25 protein-coding genes are annotated in these 22,978 nt (G+C 62.3%); 12 read left to right on the plus strand and 13 right to left on the minus strand.

From position 1 onward, the window contains the following. From QZ964_RS04745 to pyrC, 3 genes are all read right to left on the minus strand, one after another. Positions 1-127, minus strand: a 127-nt coding sequence (locus QZ964_RS04745) for a GTP-binding protein (RefSeq protein ID WP_237155033.1), incomplete at its 3' end; no start/stop codon positions are given. A gap of 139 nt (positions 128-266) precedes the next feature. Further along, the gene (locus QZ964_RS04750) at positions 267-611 is read right to left on the minus strand and encodes a hypothetical protein (protein WP_292529302.1); all 345 of its coding nucleotides are present in this window, start codon (positions 609-611) and stop codon (positions 267-269) included. A gap of 376 nt (positions 612-987) precedes the next feature. After that, positions 988-2,289 (minus strand): dihydroorotase, encoded by a 1,302-nt coding sequence (gene pyrC, locus QZ964_RS04755; protein ID WP_292529304.1) that lies wholly within the window; start codon positions 2,287-2,289, stop codon positions 988-990. Between the two features lie 127 nt (positions 2,290-2,416). Between pyrC and QZ964_RS04760 the strand changes: the two genes are divergently transcribed. The 4 genes from QZ964_RS04760 to QZ964_RS04775 all read left to right on the plus strand — a co-directional run bounded on the left by QZ964_RS04760 (position 2,417) and on the right by QZ964_RS04775 (position 6,191). Beyond that, positions 2,417-3,526: an ATP-binding protein gene (locus QZ964_RS04760; protein ID WP_292529305.1), complete on the plus strand. Its 1,110-nt coding sequence runs from the start codon at positions 2,417-2,419 to the stop codon at positions 3,524-3,526. A gap of 214 nt (positions 3,527-3,740) precedes the next feature. Next, positions 3,741-4,403 (plus strand): cell division ATP-binding protein FtsE, encoded by a 663-nt coding sequence (gene ftsE / locus QZ964_RS04765; protein WP_292529307.1) that lies wholly within the window; start codon positions 3,741-3,743, stop codon positions 4,401-4,403. Between the two features lie 16 nt (positions 4,404-4,419). Continuing rightward, the gene (locus tag QZ964_RS04770) at positions 4,420-5,379 is read left to right on the plus strand and encodes an ABC transporter permease (RefSeq protein ID WP_292529308.1); all 960 of its coding nucleotides are present in this window, start codon (positions 4,420-4,422) and stop codon (positions 5,377-5,379) included. A 110-nt stretch (positions 5,380-5,489) separates the two neighbouring features. Beyond that, a complete protein-coding gene (locus QZ964_RS04775; protein ID WP_292529311.1) occupies positions 5,490-6,191 on the plus strand; it encodes a YdcF family protein in 702 nt (233 codons plus the stop codon). 42 nt (positions 6,192-6,233) lie between these two features. Here QZ964_RS04775 and QZ964_RS04780 read toward each other — a convergent pair whose 3' ends face one another. Beyond that, positions 6,234-8,060 carry an ABC transporter transmembrane domain-containing protein gene (locus tag QZ964_RS04780; RefSeq protein WP_292529312.1) on the minus strand — a complete coding sequence of 609 codons (1,827 nt, stop codon included), beginning with the start codon at positions 8,058-8,060 and terminating at the stop codon, positions 6,234-6,236. 311 nt (positions 8,061-8,371) lie between these two features. Here QZ964_RS04780 and QZ964_RS04785 point away from each other — a divergent pair, with 311 nt between their 5' ends. After that, positions 8,372-8,539 carry a hypothetical protein gene (locus tag QZ964_RS04785; RefSeq protein WP_292529314.1) on the plus strand — a complete coding sequence of 56 codons (168 nt, stop codon included), beginning with the start codon at positions 8,372-8,374 and terminating at the stop codon, positions 8,537-8,539. A 131-nt stretch (positions 8,540-8,670) separates the two neighbouring features. On the opposite strand, the gene QZ964_RS04790 is transcribed toward QZ964_RS04785, so the two are convergent. The 3 genes from QZ964_RS04790 to QZ964_RS04800 form a co-directional block, all read right to left on the minus strand. Next, positions 8,671-10,329, minus strand: coding sequence for an acyl-CoA synthetase (locus QZ964_RS04790; protein WP_292529315.1), 1,659 nt, complete (start codon positions 10,327-10,329; stop codon positions 8,671-8,673). A gap of 261 nt (positions 10,330-10,590) precedes the next feature. Beyond that, positions 10,591-11,304, minus strand: a complete 714-nt coding sequence (locus tag QZ964_RS04795; protein ID WP_292529317.1) for a DUF1013 domain-containing protein — start codon at positions 11,302-11,304, stop codon at positions 10,591-10,593. A 173-nt stretch (positions 11,305-11,477) separates the two neighbouring features. After that, complete coding sequence (locus QZ964_RS04800; RefSeq protein WP_292529318.1) at positions 11,478-12,557, minus strand: hypothetical protein; 1,080 nt, start codon at positions 12,555-12,557, stop codon at positions 11,478-11,480. Positions 12,558-12,705: 148 nt separating this feature from the next. Between QZ964_RS04800 and purM the strand changes: the two genes are divergently transcribed. Genes purM through QZ964_RS04815 form a run of 3 tightly spaced genes read left to right on the plus strand, consistent with a single transcriptional unit; the run spans position 12,706 to position 15,148 of the window. Continuing rightward, the gene (purM, locus tag QZ964_RS04805; protein ID WP_292529320.1) at positions 12,706-13,770 is read left to right on the plus strand and encodes a phosphoribosylformylglycinamidine cyclo-ligase; all 1,065 of its coding nucleotides are present in this window, start codon (positions 12,706-12,708) and stop codon (positions 13,768-13,770) included. Further along, complete coding sequence (purN, locus tag QZ964_RS04810) at positions 13,767-14,438, plus strand: phosphoribosylglycinamide formyltransferase (protein ID WP_292529322.1); 672 nt, start codon at positions 13,767-13,769, stop codon at positions 14,436-14,438. The genes purM and purN overlap by 4 nt, the downstream gene beginning before the upstream one ends. Then, on the plus strand, positions 14,435-15,148 hold the full coding sequence (locus tag QZ964_RS04815) for a glutathione S-transferase family protein (RefSeq protein WP_292529323.1): 714 nt from the start codon (positions 14,435-14,437) through the stop codon (positions 15,146-15,148). The genes purN and QZ964_RS04815 overlap by 4 nt, the downstream gene beginning before the upstream one ends. A gap of 94 nt (positions 15,149-15,242) precedes the next feature. On the opposite strand, the gene ndk is transcribed toward QZ964_RS04815, so the two are convergent. The 3 genes from ndk to tpiA all read right to left on the minus strand — a co-directional run bounded on the left by ndk (position 15,243) and on the right by tpiA (position 17,667). Next, positions 15,243-15,665, minus strand: a complete 423-nt coding sequence (ndk, locus tag QZ964_RS04820; protein ID WP_292529324.1) for a nucleoside-diphosphate kinase — start codon at positions 15,663-15,665, stop codon at positions 15,243-15,245. Positions 15,666-15,738: 73 nt separating this feature from the next. Further along, on the minus strand, positions 15,739-16,824 hold the full coding sequence (locus QZ964_RS04825) for a hypothetical protein (RefSeq protein WP_292529327.1): 1,086 nt from the start codon (positions 16,822-16,824) through the stop codon (positions 15,739-15,741). A 90-nt stretch (positions 16,825-16,914) separates the two neighbouring features. After that, on the minus strand, positions 16,915-17,667 hold the full coding sequence (gene tpiA, locus QZ964_RS04830; protein WP_292529330.1) for a triose-phosphate isomerase: 753 nt from the start codon (positions 17,665-17,667) through the stop codon (positions 16,915-16,917). Between the two features lie 124 nt (positions 17,668-17,791). On the opposite strand from tpiA, the gene QZ964_RS04835 reads away from it, so the two are divergent. From QZ964_RS04835 to arsB, 3 genes are read left to right on the plus strand one after another with little or no spacing between them, the layout of a single operon-like run. Next, positions 17,792-18,130 (plus strand): helix-turn-helix transcriptional regulator, encoded by a 339-nt coding sequence (locus QZ964_RS04835; RefSeq protein WP_292529332.1) that lies wholly within the window; start codon positions 17,792-17,794, stop codon positions 18,128-18,130. Beyond that, positions 18,127-18,654: an arsenate reductase ArsC gene (locus QZ964_RS04840; protein WP_292529336.1), complete on the plus strand. Its 528-nt coding sequence runs from the start codon at positions 18,127-18,129 to the stop codon at positions 18,652-18,654. Before QZ964_RS04835 ends, QZ964_RS04840 begins: the two co-directional genes overlap by 4 nt. Positions 18,655-18,657: 3 nt before the next feature. Next, entirely contained in the window at positions 18,658-19,728 is a 1,071-nt protein-coding gene (arsB, locus tag QZ964_RS04845) for an ACR3 family arsenite efflux transporter (RefSeq protein WP_292529339.1), read from the plus strand. 3 nt (positions 19,729-19,731) lie between these two features. On the opposite strand, the gene QZ964_RS04850 is transcribed toward arsB, so the two are convergent. Continuing rightward, positions 19,732-20,169 carry a hypothetical protein gene (locus tag QZ964_RS04850; protein ID WP_292529341.1) on the minus strand — a complete coding sequence of 146 codons (438 nt, stop codon included), beginning with the start codon at positions 20,167-20,169 and terminating at the stop codon, positions 19,732-19,734. 353 nt (positions 20,170-20,522) lie between these two features. Here QZ964_RS04850 and QZ964_RS04855 point away from each other — a divergent pair, with 353 nt between their 5' ends. Next, positions 20,523-21,653, plus strand: coding sequence for a glutaredoxin family protein (locus tag QZ964_RS04855; RefSeq protein ID WP_292529345.1), 1,131 nt, complete (start codon positions 20,523-20,525; stop codon positions 21,651-21,653). Between the two features lie 17 nt (positions 21,654-21,670). On the opposite strand, the gene QZ964_RS04860 is transcribed toward QZ964_RS04855, so the two are convergent. Both QZ964_RS04860 and QZ964_RS04865 read right to left on the minus strand, forming a co-directional pair. After that, complete coding sequence (locus QZ964_RS04860; protein ID WP_292529348.1) at positions 21,671-22,399, minus strand: ZIP family metal transporter; 729 nt, start codon at positions 22,397-22,399, stop codon at positions 21,671-21,673. A 30-nt stretch (positions 22,400-22,429) separates the two neighbouring features. Continuing rightward, positions 22,430-22,846 carry a ferritin family protein gene (locus tag QZ964_RS04865; RefSeq protein ID WP_292529351.1) on the minus strand — a complete coding sequence of 139 codons (417 nt, stop codon included), beginning with the start codon at positions 22,844-22,846 and terminating at the stop codon, positions 22,430-22,432. Between the last annotated feature and the right edge of the window lie 132 nt (positions 22,847-22,978).

Here is a 22,978-nt window from a genome sequence, read left to right on the forward strand (position 1 = left end):
TCGCCCCGCCCGTCTCCGCCAGAACCTTGGTGATCGCCGCCGTCAAAGACGTCTTGCCATGGTCGACGTGTCCGATCGTCCCAATGTTGCAGTGCGGCTTCGTGCGTGAAAACTTTTCCTTGGCCATGATCCTTGTTCCGAATGGTCGCGGGCCCGCGCCCGGCGGGGCGAGGCTTTAAGGCTATTGGCGGGATTCTTCAAGGGCGAAGGGTTGGAGCCCAAGGATCTCGACAAAAACTTCGGCCGCGCAGGAACAATCGCTGGAACTAGCTGCATCCGGAGTGACAGGTCACTTCGGTAATCACCGGCGCGGTTTCGCCGACGGTGCTGACGTCGATGACGACGCCCTTGCGCTTCCAGCGGAAAATGCAATTAGCGGCGCCCGTGCCGGCGCAAGAGACCGTCTCTGGGCGTCCTGTGCAGCGAGGATCGTCCTTCTGGCACACGAAACCCGCCTCTGGCTCATGCACAGGCTTCCAGCCCTTTTTCAAGAGAATTTTGCGCGCCTTGGCGTAAGGCGCGTCGTTAGGAAAGCTCGGGACCTGCGCGAAGGCGCTTGAACATAAAGACATTGTGACGAAAACGGCGGTCGCGGCGAAAAGCGGTTTCATAGAATACTCCTAATTCCTAGAAGCAGTCGTATGTTCATAAATGCAGCTGACGCATTCCTCAAGAGCCGCCGGCGAACATTCCCACGAACGACGTCGACGGCGCATGTCGCCACACCGGCCCATGAACACGCCGCCGCAATCGGCGCTCATCGGGATCGCGATCGCCGATCCGGACAGGATCTTACGCGCGCTCGAAGTCTTCATGTTAATGACGAACTTTAACTTACATATCGCTAATTTTATTTGTATTTAAGCTGAGGTCTGGCTCAGCATGGAGGCGCTGAAGGCGCGTCACCGCTTCGCGATCGCGATGGGCTAAAGCCATCTTCAGGAAACGCTGCGGCGCAGCCTCGATCGACGAAGGGACGCGTGACGATTATTCTTCGTAAACGATTTCGCCGCCGACGACGGTCGTTCTGACCACGCCCTGCAGTAGCGCGCCGTCGAATGGCGTGTTCTTGCAGCGCGAATGCAGCGCGGCGGGATCGACGACGAAGGGTGCGTCAGGATCGAAGCGCATAATGTCGGCTGGCGCCCCCTTTTCGAGCCGTCCCTGCGGCAGCCCCAAAATTTTCGCCGGGCGCGAACTCATCGCGTCGAGCAGGCGGGAAAGCGCCACGTCTCCCGAATGAACGAGGCGCAGGCCGGCGGCAAGCATCGTCTCGACGCCGATCGCGCCATATTCGGCTTCTGCAAAAGGCAGCCGTTTCGTTTCCACGTCCTGAGGATCATGATCGGAGACGATCACGTCGATGAGGCCTTCGCCGAGCGCGGCGACGAGCGCCTTGCGCTCGTCCTCATGGCGCAGCGGCGGCTTCAGCTTGAGAAACGTGCGGTAGTCGCCGATGTCGTTCTCGTTCAGCGTCAAATGGTTGATGGACGTTCCGCAGGTCACGGGCAAGCCCGCGTCCTTGGCCCTTCTCAGGGCGTCGAGCGACAAGGTCGTCGTCACGATCGCCGCGTGATAGCGCGCGCCCGTCAAGGCGACGAGCCTCAAGTCGCGATCGAGCATGATCGCCTCGGATTCCCGCGGCGCGCCGGAGAGGCCAAGCCGATGCGCGAATTCGCCCTCATTCATGACGCCGGCGCCGAGATCCGGGTCTTCGGCGAAATGGATGACCAGCGCGTCAAAATCGCGCGCGTAGGTCAGCGCCCGGCGCATCGCCAGCGCGTTTCTCACCGAACGCGCGCCATCGCAGAACGCCACGGCGCCGGCTTGCTGGAGCAGGCCAAGTTCGGCGATCTCCCTGCCCTCGCGGCCTCTGGTAAGCGCCGCCATCGGCGCAACGCGCACGCGGCCGGTGTCGCGCGCGCGGCGCAGGACGAAATCGACGACGGCGGGATCGTCGACGGGCGGTAGCGTCGCCGCGGTCGAGACCAGCGTCGTCACCCCGCCCGCCGCGGCGGCGAGAGTTGCGCTCGCGATGGTCTCGCGATGTTCGGCGCCGGGCTCGCCGACGAACGCCTGCATGTCGATGAGGCCGGGCGCGACGACTTCGCCGGCGCAGTCGATGAGGCGCGCGCCGTCTGGAGCATCGGCCGGTCTTACGGACTCGCCGAGTTCCGCGATGACGCCGTTTTGCGCCACGAGGCCGCCCCGCAACTCCCGTCCAGAGGCGGGATCAATCAGCCGGGCGTTATAAAAGAGCAGCGGCGCTGGAGCTTGGGGAGGCGACATGGCGCTTGCTTAGGCTATTTGTCGGGGGTTGCAAATGCGCCCTGTGGCAATAGGGCTTGACCTTCTTTCCCAAGAGCCTAGCTACTGCAAGACGGGAGAAGCGCGGACAGCGCCCCGGGGGCAAAGTATGCGTTCCCTCAGCCATCCCGAATCCCCTTTTGCACCGCACGCGGCGGACGGCGAGCGACGCGTCGACCTCACCGCGACGATGGCTGCCGCGTTCGACGGAATCGTCGCGCTCGACGAGCGGGGGGCGGTGCGCGCGATAAACGGCGAAGCGGCGACCTTGTTCGGCTATGCGGCGGACGACGTCATCGGCCGGGACTTCGGGATGCTGACGCCCGAGTCGGACCGCAGCTATCGCGATGATCTGCGTCCCGGAGCGCCGAGCGTTCGCCGGCGCGTCGATGGCTTGCGCAAGAATGGGTCGATCTTCCCGATGGAGCTCGGCTTCAGCGAAATCGTTTGCGACGGGAAGCGACTGTTTATCGGTTTGATCCGCGATCTCAGTCAGCGCGGCCGCTTCGCGCAGGGCGTGCACGAACTTCAGGCGAACCGGCTTGATCTGATCGAAAACATGGCGGCTGGACTGGCGCATGAACTCAAGCAGCCGCTGGCGGCGATCGGCGCCTATCTCAATTTCGCCCGCCGCCACTTAAAGGAGAAAAACCTTTCCGTCGAGAAGGTTGCGGAGATGCTGGACAACGCCGACGCGCAGGTCTTCCGCGCTTCGCAAATCATGGACAATCTTCGACAATTCATCGCCCGGGGAGCGACGGCGAAGTCTCCGCAATATTTGAATGCCGTTATCCAAACCGCTTGCGAGTTCACCGATGCGCTCGCCAAGCAACACAATGTCAAAACGACGATCGACCTTGCCGCCTCGCCGGACCTCGTCGTGATCAACAAGGTTCAGATTCAGCAGGTCGTCGTCAATCTCAAGCGTAACGCCGTCGAGGCGATGCAGAACTGCGAGCGGCGCGAGATGAGGGTCTCGACTCGCCTGGTCGAGGGCAATTTCATTCGGGCCGATGTCGCCGACACCGGTCCTGGCGTGCCAGAGGCGATCAAAGCCAGGCTCTTCGAGCAATTCGCGACGACCAAGCCGCATGGTCTCGGCGTCGGGCTCTCCATATCGCGTTCGATCATCGAAGCGCATAAGGGGAAAATCTGGGCGGAGCCCAATCCGGGCGGCGGCGCCGTCTTCAGCTTCATGTTGCCGTTGGCGGATTCTTGACCGCGCGGCCAGCCCCGAAGTCATTGAGAATAATGCTGTGAGAATCACGCTGTCGGCGAGCGCGCCGAAACGGTTCGCGCGCTTTTGAAGCCGCAAAGCGGCTCGGCGTAAGCAATCGGCAAGGCGAGTGTGGCTAAGAAGGCAGGAACTGCTATTGTTTCGCGACGCGCCATGCGTCCCAAGCGTCATTGGAATCTTTTGCGGAGAGGGCTTCGTGTTGAGCTTCGAGAACGTCGGCCTGCGTTATGGCGTCGGCGCCGAAACCCTTCGCGACATCAATTTTCAGATCGCGCCGCGTTCTTTCCAGTTTCTGACTGGCCCGTCGGGCGCAGGCAAGACCACCCTGATGCGCCTGATCATCATGGCGCTGCGGCCGACGCGCGGATTGATCAACATTTTCGGCAAGGACACGGCGGCGCTCAGCAATGAGCAAGTCGCCGAAACGCGCCGCGGGCTCGGCGTCGTCTTCCAGGATTTCCGGCTACTGGACCATCTGACGCTTTACGAAAACGTCGCCCTGCCGTTGCGCGTGCTCGGCCGCGAAGAATCGACCTATCGCGCCGAAGTGACCGAACTCCTGCGCTGGGTCGGCCTCGGCGAACGCGCGCATGCGTGCCCGACAATCCTTTCGGGCGGCGAAAAGCAGCGCGCCGCAATTGCCCGCGCGCTGATTTCGCAGCCCAAACTGCTGCTTGCGGACGAACCGACAGGCAACGTCGACCCGACGCTCGCGCGGCGGATCCTGCGCCTGTTCGTCGAGCTTCACAAAGCTGGCACCGCCGTCATCATCGCAACCCATGACCTGACCTTGATGGATCAGTATGAGGAAGCGCGACGTCTCGTCCTTGCCGACGGCCGGCTTCACATTTTCGAATGAGCGGACGATGGCCGTGATGCGATTTTGGTCCTCGACCCGCCAAACTGCTTCGGACATCGACGCCGACGTCGAAGAATTTCCGGCGCAAAACGCGCTGGTGCCTGCGGATTCCGTCCCCGGCCGTTCGCTCGTCATCGTCATTGCGATCATGACGTTTCTCGCGGCGCTCGCCGCCAATGTCGCCATTCTCGTCGCCGACGCCAGCGTGGAATGGCGCGGCGATATTGCGCGCGAAGCGACGGTGCAGGTGCGTCCGGGCCCAGGCCGCGACATTGAGGCCGACGTCGCCGCTGCGGCGGAGGCGATGCGGCGGACGCCCGGCGTCCGAGAAGCGAGAATCTACGCCCAGTCCGAATCAGCGGCGTTGCTGACGCCCTGGCTCGGCGAGGGACTGGACCTCTCCGAACTCCCGACGCCCCGCATGATCGTCTTGAAGCTCGAATCCGAAAGTCGCGCTGATTTCGAGAGGTTGCGCATGGAGCTCGAGCGCGTCGTTCCCAACGCCGTGCTCGACGATCACCATGTGTTTATCGAGCGTCTTGGCGACATGGCGCGCGCCGCCGTGGCGGCCGCCGCCCTGATCTTCATCTTGATTCTTGCGGCCATGGCCGTCGCCGTGGCGTCAGCGACCCGAGCCGCAGTCGCGACCAATCGCGAGATCGTCGAAGTGCTGCATATGGTCGGAGCCGCCGACGCTTTCATAGCTCGGGAGTTTCAGCGTCGCTTCATGGCGCTGGGGTTCCGCGGCGCGCTGATCGGCGGAGGCGGCGCGATCGCCTTTTTCCTGCTGGCGCAGTTTCTGGCGCAGCGATGGCGCGCGACGGGCGGCGGCGAGCAGATGGAAGCAATGTTCGGCGATTTTTCGCTTAGTCCAAGCGGAATCGTCGTGATTTTGCTGCTCGCGGGCGGGGTCGCCGCATTGACCGGATATCTGTCGCAGTTCATCGTGCTGCGCCACCTGCGGCATCTCGGTTAAATTAGGCATCCCGAAACTGCCGGCGCCAATAACATCGGCGCCAAAATCAGCCTATATTCGCATGAGAATCGCGCTTCGCGCGTTCGAAGGATGGGCGAAGGATTCCAATATTGACGACCCCCGCGCCCCAGGGAGTGAAGATTGGGTGGTGCGCCATCCGCAAGATCGCCTGCGCAGTCTGCGCCGGCGGCGCGTTTCTCGGCGCGGCGTTTCTCTTCGGTTTTGCCGGCTTCGCGCTGTCGCTGCCGCGCGAGGAATTCGCCGTTCCGGTGCAGGCGGAAGGTGTCGTCGCGCTGACCGGCGGCTCGGATCGGGTGCTCGATGCAGCGACCCTGCTTGCGAGCGGACAGGCGCGCCGTATGCTCATTACCGGCGTCAATCGCGCCACACGCAGCGCCGTGATCGCCAAAATTTTGCCGGTGTCGCGCGAGCTTTTCGAATGCTGCGTCGATCTCGGCTACCAGGCGCTCGATACCACTGGAAACGCCAAGGAAACGCGTGATTGGGCGCGCCAGCACAACATTACCCGAACGCTCATTGTCGTCACCTCGAACTACCATATGCCGCGCGCTCTGGTCGAAATCGCGGCCGTCTTGCCAGATGTCGAGCTCTATCCGTTTCCGGTCGTCAGCGAGCATATCGATGTCGCGGACTGGGCCAGCAATCTCCGCGTCGCACGCTTCATCGGCAAGGAATATGTGAAATATCTCGGGTCGCTGTTGCGCACCAAAGTATTTGGAGACTTCGACGATTCTGAGCCGCCGCCGCAGCTTCGGCGCAGCGTCGCCTCCGCGACGTATGATCTCGGTTGAGCGTCTGGCGTTCGTCGGTTTCAGCCCGCTCAACGCCCGTCCTCAGGCGGCGGCGCCGGCGCGGTCGGTGTCGAACTGGAGTTTCGCCAGCCGCGCATAAAGGCCGCCGGCGGCGCTCAGGCTCGCATGGGTGCCCTGCTCTACGATACGGCCTTCATCGATGACAATGATACGATCGGCTTCAAGCACGGTCGCGAGCCGGTGCGCGATCACGAGGCTCGTGCGCCCCTGCATCACGTCATGCAGCGCCGCCTGCACCAGCGCCTCATTCTCGGCGTCGAGCGCCGATGTCGCCTCGTCGAGAAGCAGCACCGGCGCGTCGGCCAATATCGCGCGCGCGATGGCGAGACGCTGGCGCTGGCCGCCCGAGAGGGTTATGCCGCGCTCGCCGAGCAGCGTGTCGTAGCCCATCGGCAGCGCCATGATGAAATTATGCGCCTGGGCGCGTTTCGCCGCGGCGACGATTTCTTCGCTCGACGCCTGCTCGCGGCCGTAGGCGATATTTTCAGCCACCGAAAGCCCGAAGATCACCGGGTCTTGCGGCGCAAGCGCGACCGCCCTGCGCAGCGCAGCCGGATCGAGGTCGCGCAGGTCGACGCCGTCAAGACTGATGGCGCCGGAGTCGACGTCGTAGAAGCGAAGGAGCAGCGCAAAGATCGTCGATTTGCCCGCGCCCGAAGGTCCGACAAGCGCGACTCGCTCGCCAGGCTCAACGACGAGCGAGAAATTTTGCAAGGCCAGCCTGTTCGGCGAGGTCTGATAGGCGAAGCGCACATGATCGAAGGCGATGCGTCCTTTCCAGCGCGCCGGCGGCGGAACCGGCTGCGGCGGCGCGACGATCCGCGGGTGAATGGCGAGAATATCAGCGATGCGACCTGCCGCGCCGGCCGCGGCGGAGAGTTCGCTCCACGTCTGCGAGAGCTCGCCCAATGAACTCGCGCCGAGCACCGCGTAAAGGACGAATTGCGACAGAACCCCCGACGTCATGCGACCGGCGAGCACATCCTGCGCGCCGAGCCACAAAACGCCGACCACGCTGGTGAAGACAACGAGAATGGCTCCCGCGGTCACGAGGGCGCGAAGCAGCGTCGCGGCCTGCGCGGCGTCGTAGGCGGCTTCGACCGCGCGCGCGAATCGCCCGGTCGTATAGGCCTGCGCGCCGTTGGCCTGCATCGCGCGCACGGCCGAGAGGTTTTCGCCGGCATAGGCTGAAGCCTGCGCCAGCGTGTCCTGCGCGTGGCGCGAACGGCGGCGCACCGCGCGGCCGGAAGCGATGAGCGGCAGAACGATGATCGGGATTGCCGCGAGCGCAAGGCCTGCAAGCTTGGGACTCGTTGCGACCATCATCACGATCGCCCCGAAGAACATGAAGAGATTGCGCAACGCGACCGACGCCGACGAGCCGAAGGCGGATTTCAGCTGCGTCGTATCCGCTGTGAGCCGCGAAAGAAGCTCGCCCGTTTTCGCCGTGTCATAGAAGGACGCGTCGAGTGTCGTGAGATGTTTGAAGAGGGCGGCGCGCAGATCGGCGACGACGCGCTCGCCCAGCGTCATGACGAAATAATAGCGGGTGGCGGAAGCCATCGCGAGGGTCGCGGCGACCGCGATCATCGCCCCGAAATAAGCGTTCACCACGCCGGCGCTATCAGAAGAAAAGCCGTGATCGATCATTCCGCGCACGGCGAGCGGCAAGGTAAGAGTCGCGCCCGCGGCCATGAGCAGCGCGATGAAGGCGAAAACGATCGTTCGCTTGTAGCGCAGCGCGTATGGCAGCAGGGGCCGAAGCGGAGCGAGAGTGGCCTTGAGACCGCGATCGGGTTTGCGAGCCACAGGATCGGCGGAGTCGACGTCAGCGTTCTTTTTGGTCATCGGCAGCGGGTATAGCGTCCGTCTTCGACGAAAACGAATTTGGCGGGTGGCGCGTCGACCGAAGCGCGGTCACGAAACGGCGGTGAAACCGAAATTTGGTTTGCTCATCGAAACGCGAAAACGCTATCGTCCATAGAATATGGTTATATATCATATAATTACATAAGCAACTTCCTACCGCATGTTTGATTGACTCAGCGCCAACTTATGCTAACCTCCGCCTGCGTCGAAATGACGCGCCCTTTTGTGATGAGAACTCGCCGGCGAACAAGGCGCGACTCAGGGAACGAAAATAAGAGGAGTGAAGAACAATGGCTCAGAAAGAACTCGAAATCACCACGAACACCTACGTTTTTGCTGGCATCGGCGCGGTCATTCTCGGCGGTCTCGCTTCTGTCGCGCTTGGCGGCATCGCGAACACGGTCGCGGCTGCTGTCGTCGGCGGTCTCGCGGGCGGCTGCCTCGGCCTGTTCTTCTAATTTAGCGAGATTAGCGAGGCGCGGAAAGTTTCGGCCTTCCGCCCTCGACGCGAAGCCGGCAGTCTTGAAGACTGCTGGCTTTTTTGTTTTGGACGCCTTTTGGAGCTTCGGCGTCAATCTTTCAGGGTTTTTTAAAGTGACGCCGTAGTCGCTCGCGCCGGCCAGATTTCTCGCGCGCGTTCGCGCAGAACATATTTGCGTATTTTGCCCGTCGAGGTCTTCGGCAGCTCGCAAAAGACCACGTGGCGGGGGCATTTGAAATGCGCCAAGTGCTGACGCGCCCAGTCAATCAGCTCCTCCGCCGTCACCGCTTCGCCATCCTTCAGCTCGACGAAGGCGCAAGGCGTTTCGCCCCATTTGTCATCGGGGGCGGCGACAACCGCCGCGGCGCGAACCTTGGGGTGGCGAAACAGCGCGTCCTCGACCTCGATCGAGGAGATATTCTCGCCGCCCGAGATGATGATGTCCTTCGACCGGTCCTTCAGCTGGATATAGCCGTCGGGATGACGCACGCCCAAATCGCCTGAATGAAACCAGCCGCCGTTAAAGGCCGCGTCCGAGGCGGCCTTATTTTTCAGATAGCCCTTCATGACCACGTTGCCGCGAAACATGACTTCGCCCATCGTTGCGCCGTCGCGCGGCACCGGCAGCATCGTATCGGGGTCGATGACGTCGAGATCTTCGAGAACGAGATAACGCACGCCTTGACGCGCCTTCAGCTGTGCCTGCGCGCCGCCATCAAGCGAATCCCAGTCGTCCTGCCATTCGTTGACGGCGGCAGGACCGTAGGTCTCGGTCAATCCGTAAAGATGCGTAACTTCGAAGCCGGCGGCCTTCATGCCCGCGAGCACCGCCTGCGGCGGCGGGGCAGCGGCGGTGAAGAAGCGCGCGGTCCGCTTCAGCGGCCTCTTTTCCGATTCGCTGGCGTTGAGCAGCGTCGACATGACGATGGGCGCGCCGCAGAGATGCGTGACGCCGTGCTCGGCCATCAGTTCGTAGATATGGCCGGCGCGCACCTGCCGAAGGCAGACATGCATGCCGGCGTTGACCGATATCGACCAGGGGAAGCACCAGCCGTTGCAATGGAACATCGGCAGCGTCCACAGATAGACCGGATGTCGGTCCATGTCGCCGGTGAGCACATTGCCGAGCGCGGTCAGATAGGCGCCGCGATGATGGTAGACGACCCCTTTCGGATCGCCCGTCGTGCCGGACGTGTAATTGAGCGAGATCGCGTCCCATTCATCGCGCGGCAGCGACCATTGATAATCGGCGTTGCCCGATAGCAGGAAGTCCTCATAGTCGACGGAGCCCAGCGGCTCGCCGGGCCCGTCATATTCGCGATCGTGGTAGTCGATGATCAAGGGCCTCGCCTTCGCAAGCGAAAGCGCCTCGCGAATGACGCCCGAGAACTCCCGATCGACGATCAGCGCCTTCGCCTCGGCATGGTCCAGCGTGAAGGCCAGGATTGCAGCGTCGAGCCGCGTATTCAGCGTGTTCAGCACGCCGCCCATCATCGGAACGCCGTAATGGCATTCGAGCATCGCCGGCGTGTTGGCCAGCATGACGGAAATGGTGTCGCCACGGCCAAGGCCGGCCTTTTCGAGCGCGCTAGCGAGCCGAAGGCTGCGCGCATAAAAGTCCCGGTAATTGCGTCGCAGCGCGCCGTGAACGATCGCGATGCGTTCGGGAAAGACGGCCGCCGCCCGCTCCAGGAAGGTGATTGGCGTCAGCGGCTGAAAATTCGCGGGATTTCGTTCGAGGTCGCGATCATAAGGCGAATCGGTCATCCGGCGAGTCCATGATCCGAAAGGGCGCCGCGCGCCGGTTAACGAACGAATTTAATCGCCGCGAAGACAAGAACCCGCGAGCGCGATTTGCGTCACGTTGAGCCAGCGAAGAATTTCGACGCGAAGATTCGCGGCTGGCGCCCCCATTTCTGAGGCGATCGACATACGCGAGCCGGTCGAATGCAAGCGCGGAAGACGTCACAACCCAAAGGATACGCGCGAGCAGGAGGTTGATCAATCGGTCCGCGTTTCAGCCCAGCGCTATTCGCCGAAATCGACGTCTTTCAGCCGCCTGAACACCCGGTCGGCGTCGAAATTGTCTTCCTCGTCCGGCGCCGCCGCCGGTTTGGCCTTGCCGAAGACATCCTCGGTCGTCGTCGGCTCGACCCGCGGACTGGTGGTGACGCTCGCCGGCACCAGCGTCTGTCCATGATCCTCGACCGCCGGCTTGTCCTTGGCCGCGCGGTTGACCTCAAAGTCGAGCTCGATTTGCGAGCAAAGTCCGAGCGTCACTGGGTCCATCGGCGTCAGCGCGGCAGAGTTCCAGTGCGTGCGTTCGCGGATCGCCTTCAGCGTCGTCTTTGTGGTGCCGACAAGACGCATGATCTGGGCGTCCTTCAGCTCGGGGTGATTGCGCACGAGCCACAAAATGGCGTTCGGACGATCCTGGCGGCGCGAAAGCGGCGTATAGCGGGGACCGCGCGCCTTCTTGACCTCCGGCACGACCACTTTCGAGACGGAGAGATGGAGGCGATTGTCAGGGTTTCTCTCGCCTTTCTCGATTTCCTCACGCGTGAGCTGCCCGGAGGTGATCGGATCGTGCCCGCGAATGCCGGCCGCGACCTCGCCGTCGGCAATGCCTTTCACTTCGAGCGGATGCAATTTGCAGAAATCGGCGATCTGGTCGAACGTCAGCGACGTATTTTCGACGAGCCAAACGGCCGTGGCCTTCGGCATCAACGGGGCGTTGCCCATCCTGGAAACTCCTCGATCGAGACACAGCAGCGGCGTCCGGCGCCGCGCCACTCGGCGCCAGCGACCCACAGAACGACCGTACATGTTGGGATTCCGCCTATATAGTCCGCATCCGCCTAAAGCGCAATCAATCCTTGGCCTGCCGTCCACGTCGCAGGGGGCTCCGCCCATGCTTACCCTGGCTCGCGCGCATGGGCCGGGCGGAGTCCGCGCAAATGCGCCGGCAGCAGTTCGCCGATCTCCGCGCCGATGGCCGCGCCATGGCGATGGAACATGAGCCCGAAGACGATCAGCAGAACGCCGATCCCCGAGAGCGCGAAGGGGAAGAGGATCGAATCCTGGAAAACGCTGCTGGCGAGATAGCCAAGATAGATCGTGACCCCGACCGCGCCGAACACGGCATAGGCCCGGCGCATCAGGAACACCGACAGGAAAATCAGCATGACGTTGATCGCGCAGTAGAGCGCCTTGCCCAGTTCGTCGCCGCTGTGCTGCGCCGTCAGACCGCCCCAAAAAGCCATCAGTCCGAAAAGATGCAGCCAGAAGGCGAAATCGCCGCTGCGCCAGCGCTTAAGATCGACGAGCCATGCGGCGGCAAGCACGGCGAGGCCGAAATACATGCTCACGCTCGCGCGCTGATCCCATGAAAATTCTTGGACGCCCATCAGCCAGGGCGTCAGATCCATCGACATGAACCACAGCGAAAAGGCGATGATCATGACAAGGAATGGGAAAGGGAAGGCGAGCAGGGCGACGCAGGCCGCAGCGATCGTTCCCAGCTCCATCGGAAGCCAGCTCGATTTGATCCAGACGTAAAAGTCGCCATAGGGACGCGCCTCCCCCGCCGGGTTGACGCCGAACATGGATTGCAGCGCGAAGATCGCGAGCGGCGTCATGCCGACCGCGCAGGCGATGAGTAAGCCACCCGGCGTGTGCAGATCGCGTTTGCGCCACAGATAGGCGCCGGCCAAGGCGAACAGGACGGCATAGACGATCGCCGTGGCGAGCAGCGCCTTGTCGCCCCAGAGGCCGAAAGCCGTTGTTGAGAACATGCCCATGGCGGTGAGCACGATCAGCGCGCCGGCATACCAAAGCAGATTGACGACGTCATAGCGCGGCGTCTGGGACGTCGCCTCCGCGACCGCAGCTTGTCGCGACGCCAAAAATTGCGACAGCCGCTCGAATGTCACGGCGTCAATGGCGCCCGCGTCTCGGGCGGCCGCGATATCGTCAATAGTGAAACGGAACTTCATGGCGCCACTCCTTTGCAGCGGCATTCAACATGACGCGCCACGAAAAAAATTGTGCAAACGCACAACAGCGTAGCCTTTCCAAGCGGATTTGACAGCACCCGCGGCTTGCGCCCATCTAACCGCCGGCGCCCACTGCGCGAAGGATGAAATGCAACAGAGAGTTCCGGGCCTTACCTACGCAGAAGCCGGCGTCGACATCGACGCAGGCAACCGGCTCGTCGACATGATCCGTCCCGCGGTCCGCTCGACTCGCCGCTCCGGCGCCGACGGCGAGATTGGCGGTTTTGGCGGCGTGTTCGACCTCAAGGCGGCGGGATTTTCCGATCCTGTGCTCGTTGCAGCCAATGACGGCGTCGGTACCAAGGTGAAGATCGCGATCGAATCCGGTCTCAACGACACAATCGGAATCGATCTCGTCGCCATGTGCGTCAACGACCTCGTCGTTCAAGGCGCCGAGCCGCTGTTCTTTCTCGATTATTATGCAACCGGAAAGCTCGACCCTACAGCCGCCGCGGCGGTGGTGAAGGGCATCGCCGCCGGATGCGTCGAGGCAGGCTGCGCATTGCTCGGCGGAGAGACCGCGGAAATGCCCGGCCTCTACGCGCGCGGCGACTATGATCTCGCCGGATTCGCGGTCGGCGCAGCCGAGCGCAATCGTCTCCTGCCCCGCGACGTCTGCGCAGGCGACGTCGTCTTTGGCCTTCCCTCCTCCGGCGTCCACTCCAACGGCTTTTCGCTCGTGCGCAGCATTGTGAAGCGCGCCGGACTGGCGTGGAGCGCCACGGCGCCTTTCGCCCGTGACCTCAATCTCGCCAAGGCGCTGTTGACGCCGACGCACATCTACGTGAAGCCGCTCCTCGCCGCCCTAAAGGCGACGCCGCATATCGTCGCCCTCGCCCACATCACCGGCGGCGGATTTCCCGACAATCTGCCGCGCGTGCTGCCGAGCGGGCTTGGCGTGGCGCTCGATCTGTCGGCTTTCGACGTCCCGCCGGTTTTCCATTGGCTGGCGCAAACGGGAGAAATCGCCCAAGGCGAGATGCTGCGCACCTTCAACTGCGGAATCGGCATGGTTGTCGTCGCGTCTGCGCCCGCCGCCAGCGAGGTGGAAGCTGCGTTGCGCGCCGTAGGAGAGAAGCCTGTGCGCATTGGCCAGGTCATCGAGACGGACGGCGCCGAGCGAGTCGTTACCCAAGGGACTCTGGCGTTGTGACGCGGTTGCGCACCGCAATTCTCATTTCCGGGCGCGGGTCAAACATGGACGCGCTGATCGCGGCGTCCAAAGACCCGAGCTTTCCGGCTGACATTGCGCTCGTGCTCTCGAACCGCCCCGATGCGCCCGGCCTCGCCAAAGCGAAGGCCGCGGGCGTCGCCACGGCTGCGGTCGATCACAAGATCTACGCGGGCCGCGAAGAATTCGAGCGCTCGCTGCAAATCGCGCTCGAAACCTATCGCATCGAATTCATCTGCCTTGCCGGCTTCATGCGGCTCTTCACGCCCTGGTTCATCAAACAGTGGCGCGGGCGAATGCTGAACATCCACCCTGCCCTGCTGCCCGCCTACCGCGGCCTCGACACGCATGAGCGGGCGCTCGCCGACGGCGTGAAGATTCACGGCGCCACCGTGCATTTTGTCGTGCCCGAAATGGACGAAGGTCCGATCGTGGCGCAAGTGGCCGTGCCGGTGCTCGACGACGACACGCCAGAAACGCTCGCCGCGCGCGTGCTCGCCCAGGAGCATGTCGTCTATCCGATGGCGCTGCGGCTGGTCGCGTCAGGCGCCCTGCGGATCGAGGGCAATCGCGTGCTCGGCGCGCTTGCGCCGCATGAGACGGCGCTTATCGTTCCTGACGCCGCGGCGGCGCCAAGGAGGATTTCATGACGATCACGCTCTATTGCTTTCGTCCCGCCGCCGGCCTGCCGGACGCATCGCCATTCGTGACGAAGGCGATGGTTCTTCTGAAGATGGCGGGGCTCGACTATGTCGAAGACCGCAACGGGTTTTCAAAAGCGCCAAAGGGCAAACAGCCCTATATCAACGACGATGGCGACATCGTCGCCGACTCGACCTTCATCCGCTTTCATATCGAACAGAAATACGGAAAGGACTTCGACGCACATCTATCCGACGAACAAGAGGCCGTCGGCTGGTGCGTCGAGAAAATGTGCGAAGAGCATCTCTATTGGATCATCGTTCGTATGCGCTGGATGGATGACGCAAATTTCGAACGCGGTGCGGCGCGTTTTTTCGAGAGCGTGCCCGCCGTCGCGCGCCCGCTGGCGAAATGGTTCATTCGTCGCAGGATCGCCAAATCGCTATGGGCCCAAGGCATGGGCCGTCACAGCCCAGCCGAAGTCGACGCGCTCGGCGTGCGTGATATTGAGGCGCTGTCGACGCTGATCGGCGATAAGCCGTACCTATTCGGTGACGAGTCCTGCGGCGCCGACGCTACGGTTTTCGCCTTTGTGGCGTCGGTCTTATCGCCGATGGCGGAGAGCGCCATTCGAGACGCGGCGCTCGCGAAAGCCAATCTCGTGGCCTATCGCGACAGGATGATGCGAACATATTTTCCTGAGAGCGCGGCGGCCTAATTTCCCCGCGAGCGTTCATGGCCCGGCTTGGCCCGGGCCATCCACGCCGTCCAAGGGTGGATGCTCACGACCAGCGCGGGCATGACCCGCCCGCTTAGCCGACGATTTCGTTGCCGGAGAAGAACTGCGCGATTTCGACGGCGGCGGTTTCCGGCGCGTCGGAGCCATGCACCGAATTCTCGCCGACGCTCAGCGCATGTTCCTTGCGGATTGTTCCCGGCGCGGCGTTCGCCGGATTGGTCGCGCCCATGACTTCACGGTAGCGCGCAATGGCGTTTTCGCCTTCGAGCACCTGCACGACGACAGGTTCGGAAATCATGAAGTCGACGAGTTCGCCGAAAAACGGGCGCTCCTTGTGCACGGCGTAAAAGGCTTCCGCCTGCTCGCGGGTCATGCGGATGCGTTTTTGGGCGATGACGCGCAGGCCCGCGTCTTCGATCAGCGCATTGATCTTGCCGGTGAGATTGCGCTTCGTTGCGTCAGGCTTAATGATGGAAAAAGTGCGTTCGATCGCCATTGGAGCGCATCGCCTCATCGTTTGAGTATGGTAGGCGTCGCGCTTATATCGGGCGTCCCGCGAAGCGGCAAGCCTACAGAGCCTCGGCCTTTTCCACTTCGCTGCTCCGTGACCCCGGCCGGACCTGTGTCGCGGGATCGTTGCGATCTTTTCGCCAATAGGGATGGTGGAAATGCAGGACGCGATCGCCGTTATAGGAGGCGACGGCGTTATCGAAGGTGATCGCGCCGATCCTTCGCCATTCACGGAACGCGCCCTTTTTGAAGCCGGGTCGGCCAGTCACTTCGCCATGGTCGGTGACTTCGATGGTCAAGACAATTTTGCGCTTGGGGGTCGGATCGCCCTTGTCGAACATCATCGCCAGCAATTCATCGCGCGAATCCAGTCCCTCTCCTTCAATTCGCGGATGGTTAGGCGCAAGCCTCAAGCGCATGAAGCGCGGCGCGCGCGTCGGAAGGTTGCGCGGCTTGCCGAGTTCGGCGATTTCATGGAGCTGGCGCTCGGTGGCGTTCGTATCGATGATGGTGAATACGACGCCCGCGGCCATGATGATCGGCGACGTCGGCCAATCGTTCGAAAGCGTGACGTTCGGCGCATTGACGAATTCGACATCGTTGATGTGGCGCGTCGACGCGCCGACGATATCGTCGACCGTGAAGAAATTCGCCGTCTGCAACGGCGCTTGATGGTTGGGGTCGGTTGTCGGGAAGAGCTTGCCGGCGAGCCCCTGTCCACGCGGCTTGCCGCGCTGCACGGCCCCGCCGTTCGAATAGCGCGCGACAATAAGCGCCCTGCTGCCCTTCTGGAAATAGCCAGTATAGCCGCTGTCTTCGGTGATTTCCCAAAGTCCGGTCAGAACGACTCCCCAGGGATGGACGATGCGTCTGAAGCCTTTTTTGTCAGGCCCCCACCTCAGATCGCTGCGCGCGTCGACTGATCGCTGGGCGGCCTCCGTCAGGAAGTGCCTCCCCTTCCACAGCATACGCAACATGTCGAGAAAACTCGGCATCACGAAGGGGAGTGGCGGCTCTCCTGACGCGCCCCAGACCCTTTGATAGGGATTGGCGAAAACCGCGTCGCGAACCTCGCTGAATCGTGAGCCGGGATAGTCGTGATCGTCTTCGACGATCCCAATGGCGCCGAAATCGTTCGGGTCCATGGTATGTCCCTTCATCCAATCAATTTTGAGAGCGCCGGGCTCCTCCAACAGAACGACTTTATCGGCCTTAGTCCGATTGTCCAGCTTCGCTCAGCAATAAGCCTTCGCAACGCCGATGAAATCCTTGGCGGTGAGGCTCGCGCCGCCGACGAGCGCGCCATCGACATTAGCGACGCACAGCAACTCACGCGCGTTCGACGGCTTGACCGAGCCGCCATAGAGAATGCGCACGTCCGCACTTTTGCCGCCGCCGAGCCGGGTCTCAATCCGCTCGCGCGCGAAGGCGTGCATCTCGGCGACGTCCTTGGCCGTCGGCGTCAAGCCCGTGCCGATCGCCCAGACCGGTTCATAGGCCACGACAATATGACCCGGCGCGTCGGCGGGGAGCGATCCCTCAATTTGCGCGCCGACCACCGACAGCGCGTCGCCAGCCTCGCGCTCGGCGCGCGTCTCGCCGACGCAGATGATCGGCGTGAGCCCGGCGCGCAGGGCCGCCGCCGCCTTCGCCTGCACGTCCGCATCGGTCTCGCCGTGATCCGAACGGCGTTCACTGTGGCCGACGATGACGCATGAAGCGCCGGCGTCTTTGAGCATCTCGGCGGAAATATCGCCCGTGTGGGCGCCCCCTGACGCAGCATGGCAGTCCTGCCCGCCAAGTCCCAAGCCGCCGCGCACCGCAATGTCGCTGGCGAGCGCGATCAGCGTGGCCGGCGGGCAGACGATCAGCTCGGCGCGCGCGCGAAGCGCTTGGTCATAGGCGGCGCCCATCGCCTCGATCTCGGCAAGCGAGGCGCGCAGCCCGTGCATTTTCCAGTTTCCGGCGACGATCGGACGGCGGGTCATGCAAAGCGCTCCTTGACGTTCGAAATGGGTAACAGAGCAGCGGGCGCGCAACAATGCGCCTGAAGCGCAGCCGTCAGCGACGCGCTGTCATTGCGCCGTCATTTATTTCGATATATCTGGATTTATGGAAATCGAAACGGCCCTCGGCTGCCTCGCGGCGCTTTCGCAGCCCACGCGGCTCGAGGCGTTCCGACTGCTCGTGCGGCATGAGCCCGAAGGTCTGCCGGCCGGGGACGTCGCCCGCGCGCTCTGCGTGCCGCAGAACACGCTTTCGGCGCATCTCAACGTCCTGTCGCAGGCCAGGCTCGTGGTCAGCGCGCGCAGCGGCCGCCGCATCGTCTATCGGGCCAACCTTTCGCGGCTCAATGCGCTGGCGCGCTTTCTCGCCGAAGACTGTTGCGGCGGAACGGCATGCGCGCCCGCCGACTGGGTTTCACCCATCAAATGCGAGTCTGACCAATGACAGACAGGATTTATAACGTGCTGTTTCTCTGTACCGGCAACAGCGCGCGTTCGATCATGGCCGAGGCGCTGCTGCGCGCGCGCGGCGGCGGCCGGTTTAACGCCTATTCCGCCGGCAGCCACCCCAAGGGAGCGGTGAATCCTTACGCGCTGACAACGCTGGAAACGATGGGCCTTCCTGCTGAGGGCTTTCGCTCAAAGAGCTGGGACGAGTTCGCCGGATCGGACGCGCCGCGCATGGATTTCGTCTTCACCGTCTGCGACAGCGCGGCCGGCGAAATCTGCCCGGCCTGGCCCGGTCAGCCAATGACCGCACATTGGGGGATCGAAGACCCGGCGGCGGTGGAAGGCACCGACATAGAGAAGCAGCGCGCCTTCGCCACCGCCTTCCGCTATCTGCGCAACCGGGTCGATCAGTTCTGCGCGATTCCATTGCATCGTCTTGACCGACTCGCGCTCAGCAAGCGTCTGCGCGAGATCGGCGAGATGGAAGGCGCAACGCCGCCGAACGCCATAGCGGACTAAGCCATGACCACTTTCGAACGTTATCTTTCGCTCTGGGTCGGGCTCTGCATTATCGCAGGAGTCGCGCTCGGCCATTTCGTTCCGGGCGTGTTTCGCGCGATCGGCGCGATCGAAATCGCAAAGGTCAATTTGCCGGTCGCCGCGCTGATCTGGCTGATGATCACGCCGATGCTGATGAAAATCGACTTCGCCGCGCTTGCCGAAGTCGGGCGTCACTGGCGCGGCATCGGCGTGACGCTTGTCATCAATTGGGCGGTGAAGCCTTTTTCGATGGCGCTGCTCGGATGGGTCTTCATCGGCTATCTGTTTCGACCCTATCTGCCGGCGGACCAGATCGATTCCTATATCGCCGGCCTCATCCTGCTGGCGGCGGCGCCTTGCACCGCGATGGTGTTCGTTTGGTCGAATCTCACCAAGGGCGAGCCGCATTTCACCTTGAGCCAGGTCGCGCTCAATGACGCGATCATGATCGTCGCCTTCGCGCCAATCGTGGGGTTGCTGCTTGGACTGTCGTCGATCGTCGTGCCTTGGGACACGCTGTTCCTGTCGGTCGTCCTTTATATCGTCGTTCCGGTGATCGCCGCTCAGATCATGCGCAAACGGCTGCTTGCGGCGGGCGGCGAAAAGCGTCTCGCACAGTTGCTCGCGCATGTCGGCCCGGCGTCGCTTATCGCGCTGCTCGCAACGCTCGTCCTGCTCTTTGGTTTTCAGGGAGAGCAGATCATCCGGCAGCCGGCGATCATCGCCATGCTCGCGGCGCCGATTCTGATCCAGGTCTATTTCAACGCCGGGCTCGCCTATCTGCTCAATCGGGCGGCGGGAGAGGCGCATTGCGTCGCCGGCCCCTCCGCCTTGATCGGCGCAAGCAATTTCTTCGAACTCGCGGTCGCGGCGGCGATCAGCCTGTTTGGCTTTGATTCTGGCGCCGCGCTCGCCACGGTCGTCGGGGTCCTGATTGAAGTTCCGGTAATGCTGAGCGTCGTCTGGATCGTGAATCGAAGCAAGGGCTGGTATGAGCGCGGAGCGCTTCGATCGCCCGATCGAATCTCCGCGCCACCCATCGATCTGCCTTAACGATCAGCAGAGGCGGTAACCATATGCCGCGAGCTGCCGGCCAGTGATGCGCAGCATCGGTCCGGGCGCTTGATTGCCGTTGCGGTAGACGTGAGCCATGAAGACCCGTCGCAAGGCGGGCTTATAATGGGCGGCGAACACCGCGGTCATGCGAGGATCGATGACGCCCCCCTCGGGCCCGCCAAACCAAGGCGCATGGAAGCCGAACACCGCGCCCTCGGAAACACATGAATTGTGAGACGCCAAATAGAGCGTGCATGAGGAATCGCACTCGGTCGGGCCGATCCGAATATGCTCCCCCCGAGCCTCCGCCCGCGCAAGCCTGGCTTGATATTTCTCCACGCGCCCGCCGTAGTCCGGGGCCATCACGTCGAAAGCGTGCGCTGGAGCCGTCAAAAGTACAGCCGTCATCATTCCTGCAAGACCGAGAGATCGCAGCATAGGAGTTCCTTTTTGGGGCGCTCGTTAGTGGCGGCCGCGCCGCCGAATGGCTGTCAGGGCTCAGTCGACCGAGCGCATGTCTCGGGCCCTTCGGGAAGGGGAAGGGCTGCGACTCGCGCCTCCTCCAGCTTCAGCGTTTCATTTCTAAACTAAAGGCCAATTGCACTGCAAGCGGGGCCTTAACTTTGTGGTTAAATTTTTTTGAAGATGACGCTTGCCGAGTTCGAAATCCGCCCTAACGCCCTAAGCTCGACAAGAAGACCCCAGAAGGAATGGCCCTCAACAACCGCGGCTGATCCATTCCCCCAAAGCGCTATATTCATTTTTCCCGCATTCGCAAAGGCGCCAAAGGTTTGAGACTCCTTCCATTTCGCGTCGCACTCGGCGTTCTTCTCGCCCTCGCCTTCGCGTGGCTGCAACTCGCAGAGCGACTCGTCTCGCAGCCTGCGCAAATCGAATGGCGAGAAGATGGCCGTCTGCATGTGTTTTTCTCGCCCGACTGCCCGCATTGCCATGAAGCCATCGAGTTCCTGAAAGAGCGACGCAAGATCGATTACGTGCTGCACGACGTTTCGAAGCCCTCGAGCGAGGCGCTCTTTCAACGCGTCGTGAAGCATTACGGCATAGAAGACCCGGCCGTTCCCCTCTTCGTGCACGGCTCGCGTTATGTGATCGGCTTCGACTCAGTCGAAACGACGGGGCGCGAAATTCTCGCGCTGCTTTCAAATCCAGAAACTGTCGCGCGACGCGCGGCCGAGTCGAAAATCGTCATTCCTTTCATCGGGGAAATCGATCCGACACACCACTCTCTTCTCGCGCTTACTGCGCTGATGGGCCTGTCCGACGGGTTCAATCCATGCGCGATGTGGGTGTTGATCTATCTGATATCTCTTATCGTGAATATTCAGGATCGGCAAAAAATCTGGTGGCTGGTCGGCACGTTCGTGCTCGCGTCGGGAGTCTTATACTTCCTGTTCATGACCGCATGGCTGAACACTTTTCTATTCATTGGATATATTCGTCCGCTCACGCAGCTCATCGCGCTCACGGCTATTGGATTTGGCCTCGACCATCTCATCGGCCTCGTCGCGGCGCGCGGCGAGGTCGTCTGCGAAGTGGACAACATAGAGCAACGCCAGCGCACAATGCGATGGGGGCGCGAAATTGTCGCGGCACCCGTGGGGATAGCAAGTCTCGTCATGGTGATCGCGCTCGCCTTTGCGGTGAACGCGATCGAGTTCATCTGCTCCGCGGCGCTGCCGGCGATCTACACGCACTTGCTCGCGTTGACCGATCTCCCCATCGCTTTGCATTACGCCTACATCGGGCTCTATGTCGTGTTTTTCATGCTGGACGATCTCATAATCTTCGGGCTCGCGGCCTTCGCCGTGCAGAAACTCGTCAATACCCGTTACGCCGCCATCAGCCGCACAATCGGCGGAGTCATCCTTATTGGCCTCGGCGGTTGGATGCTGGCGCGTTGACGCGAGGAGTTAGCCCATTAGCGAACCTCATGTAACAGGCTCCATGCGAGGACTTGGTGGACGCCTATGCTGAGCGCGAAGCCGGCCGCGAACCAGCCGACTCGGCCATACCGCTGCGCCATCGGCATGAGCTCATGGAGCGAGACGAAGATCATCGCGCCAGCGGCAACGGCCAGAAAGTAGGGATTCAGCTCGGCGTATGCGTCTGTCGCCAGCAGACCGGCGATGGCTCCGACCGGCTCCGCGAAGGCCGAGAGTATCGCAGCGCTGATCAGAAATCGTTTGCTTCTGAGAGTGATTGCCGGAACGGCGACCGCCAGTTCCTCGGGCAAATTATGGAGAGCGATCGCTATAGCCACGAAAACGCCAAGCGATGGCGATGCAAGGAAGGCGTTCGCCATGGCGAAGCCCTCAACGACGTCATGAAGGATGAGGCCCATCGCCACCAGATAAACGGAATTAGCAAGGCGAACGTCAGCTTCGCCGTGCTCGGCGATAAGATGAATATGGGGTATCGAGAAATTGGCGAGCCAAAGAATTGCGGCGCCGATCGCCACGGTCAAACCGGCATGCGGCGGCGTGATCTTGGCGCACGCTTCGGGGATTAGCTCCAACCCCGCAATCAAAAGCATGATTCCAGTCGAGAAGCCGATGCCTGCCGCGATGGCCCTGTCGTTTTCTCGGATCAGCAACGCCAGCAGGACGCCCATGACGGTCGTGACGACCGAAAGGAGCGAAAGGGTCAAAACCGCAGCGTACGTTGACATAAGTAGCGCTCAAAATGAGCGCGATTCGCGGTCCAAACAGTGGCGGAACGCGGGCAGATGGCGTTCTTGCGACGCCTGCTGGAGCCGCTGCAGGATTTCGCGCGCCCGTGGATCGCTGACTTGCGTCATCAGCCGACCATACATCGCTGCATTCTCGATCTCGGCCTCGACGCCCGCCCTGCACGCTTCAAGAAGGCTCGCCGCCGCCGGAACGCATCCCGCCCATCTGTCCTTCGGTGGCTCGACACCGAACTGTCTGAACAGAGCAAGCAACGCGCTCGCATGGCGTTCTTCAGCTTCAATGATGTTCACGAAAGGTCTGACCGGCCCGAACCGGTCGATCACGCTCTGGTAGGTCGCGCGCGCTTTATATTCGTCGTCGAGCGCCTCACGCAGCACTTCGATCGTCTTCTCGTCGACGGACATGCCGCAATCTCCTATTTAAATCACGCCAAACTTAAAATGGGCGGTAATGCGCTCGAGGCCAAGTAGGCGTCGCACTGGAGATGGCGGGAGTTTCGGCGAAAATATGCGCGCGCGAGAGCGTCAATTCGCCAC

It is taken from the genome of Methylocystis sp. (genome assembly GCF_021731785.1).
GTDB lineage: Bacteria > Pseudomonadota > Alphaproteobacteria > Rhizobiales > Beijerinckiaceae > Methylocystis.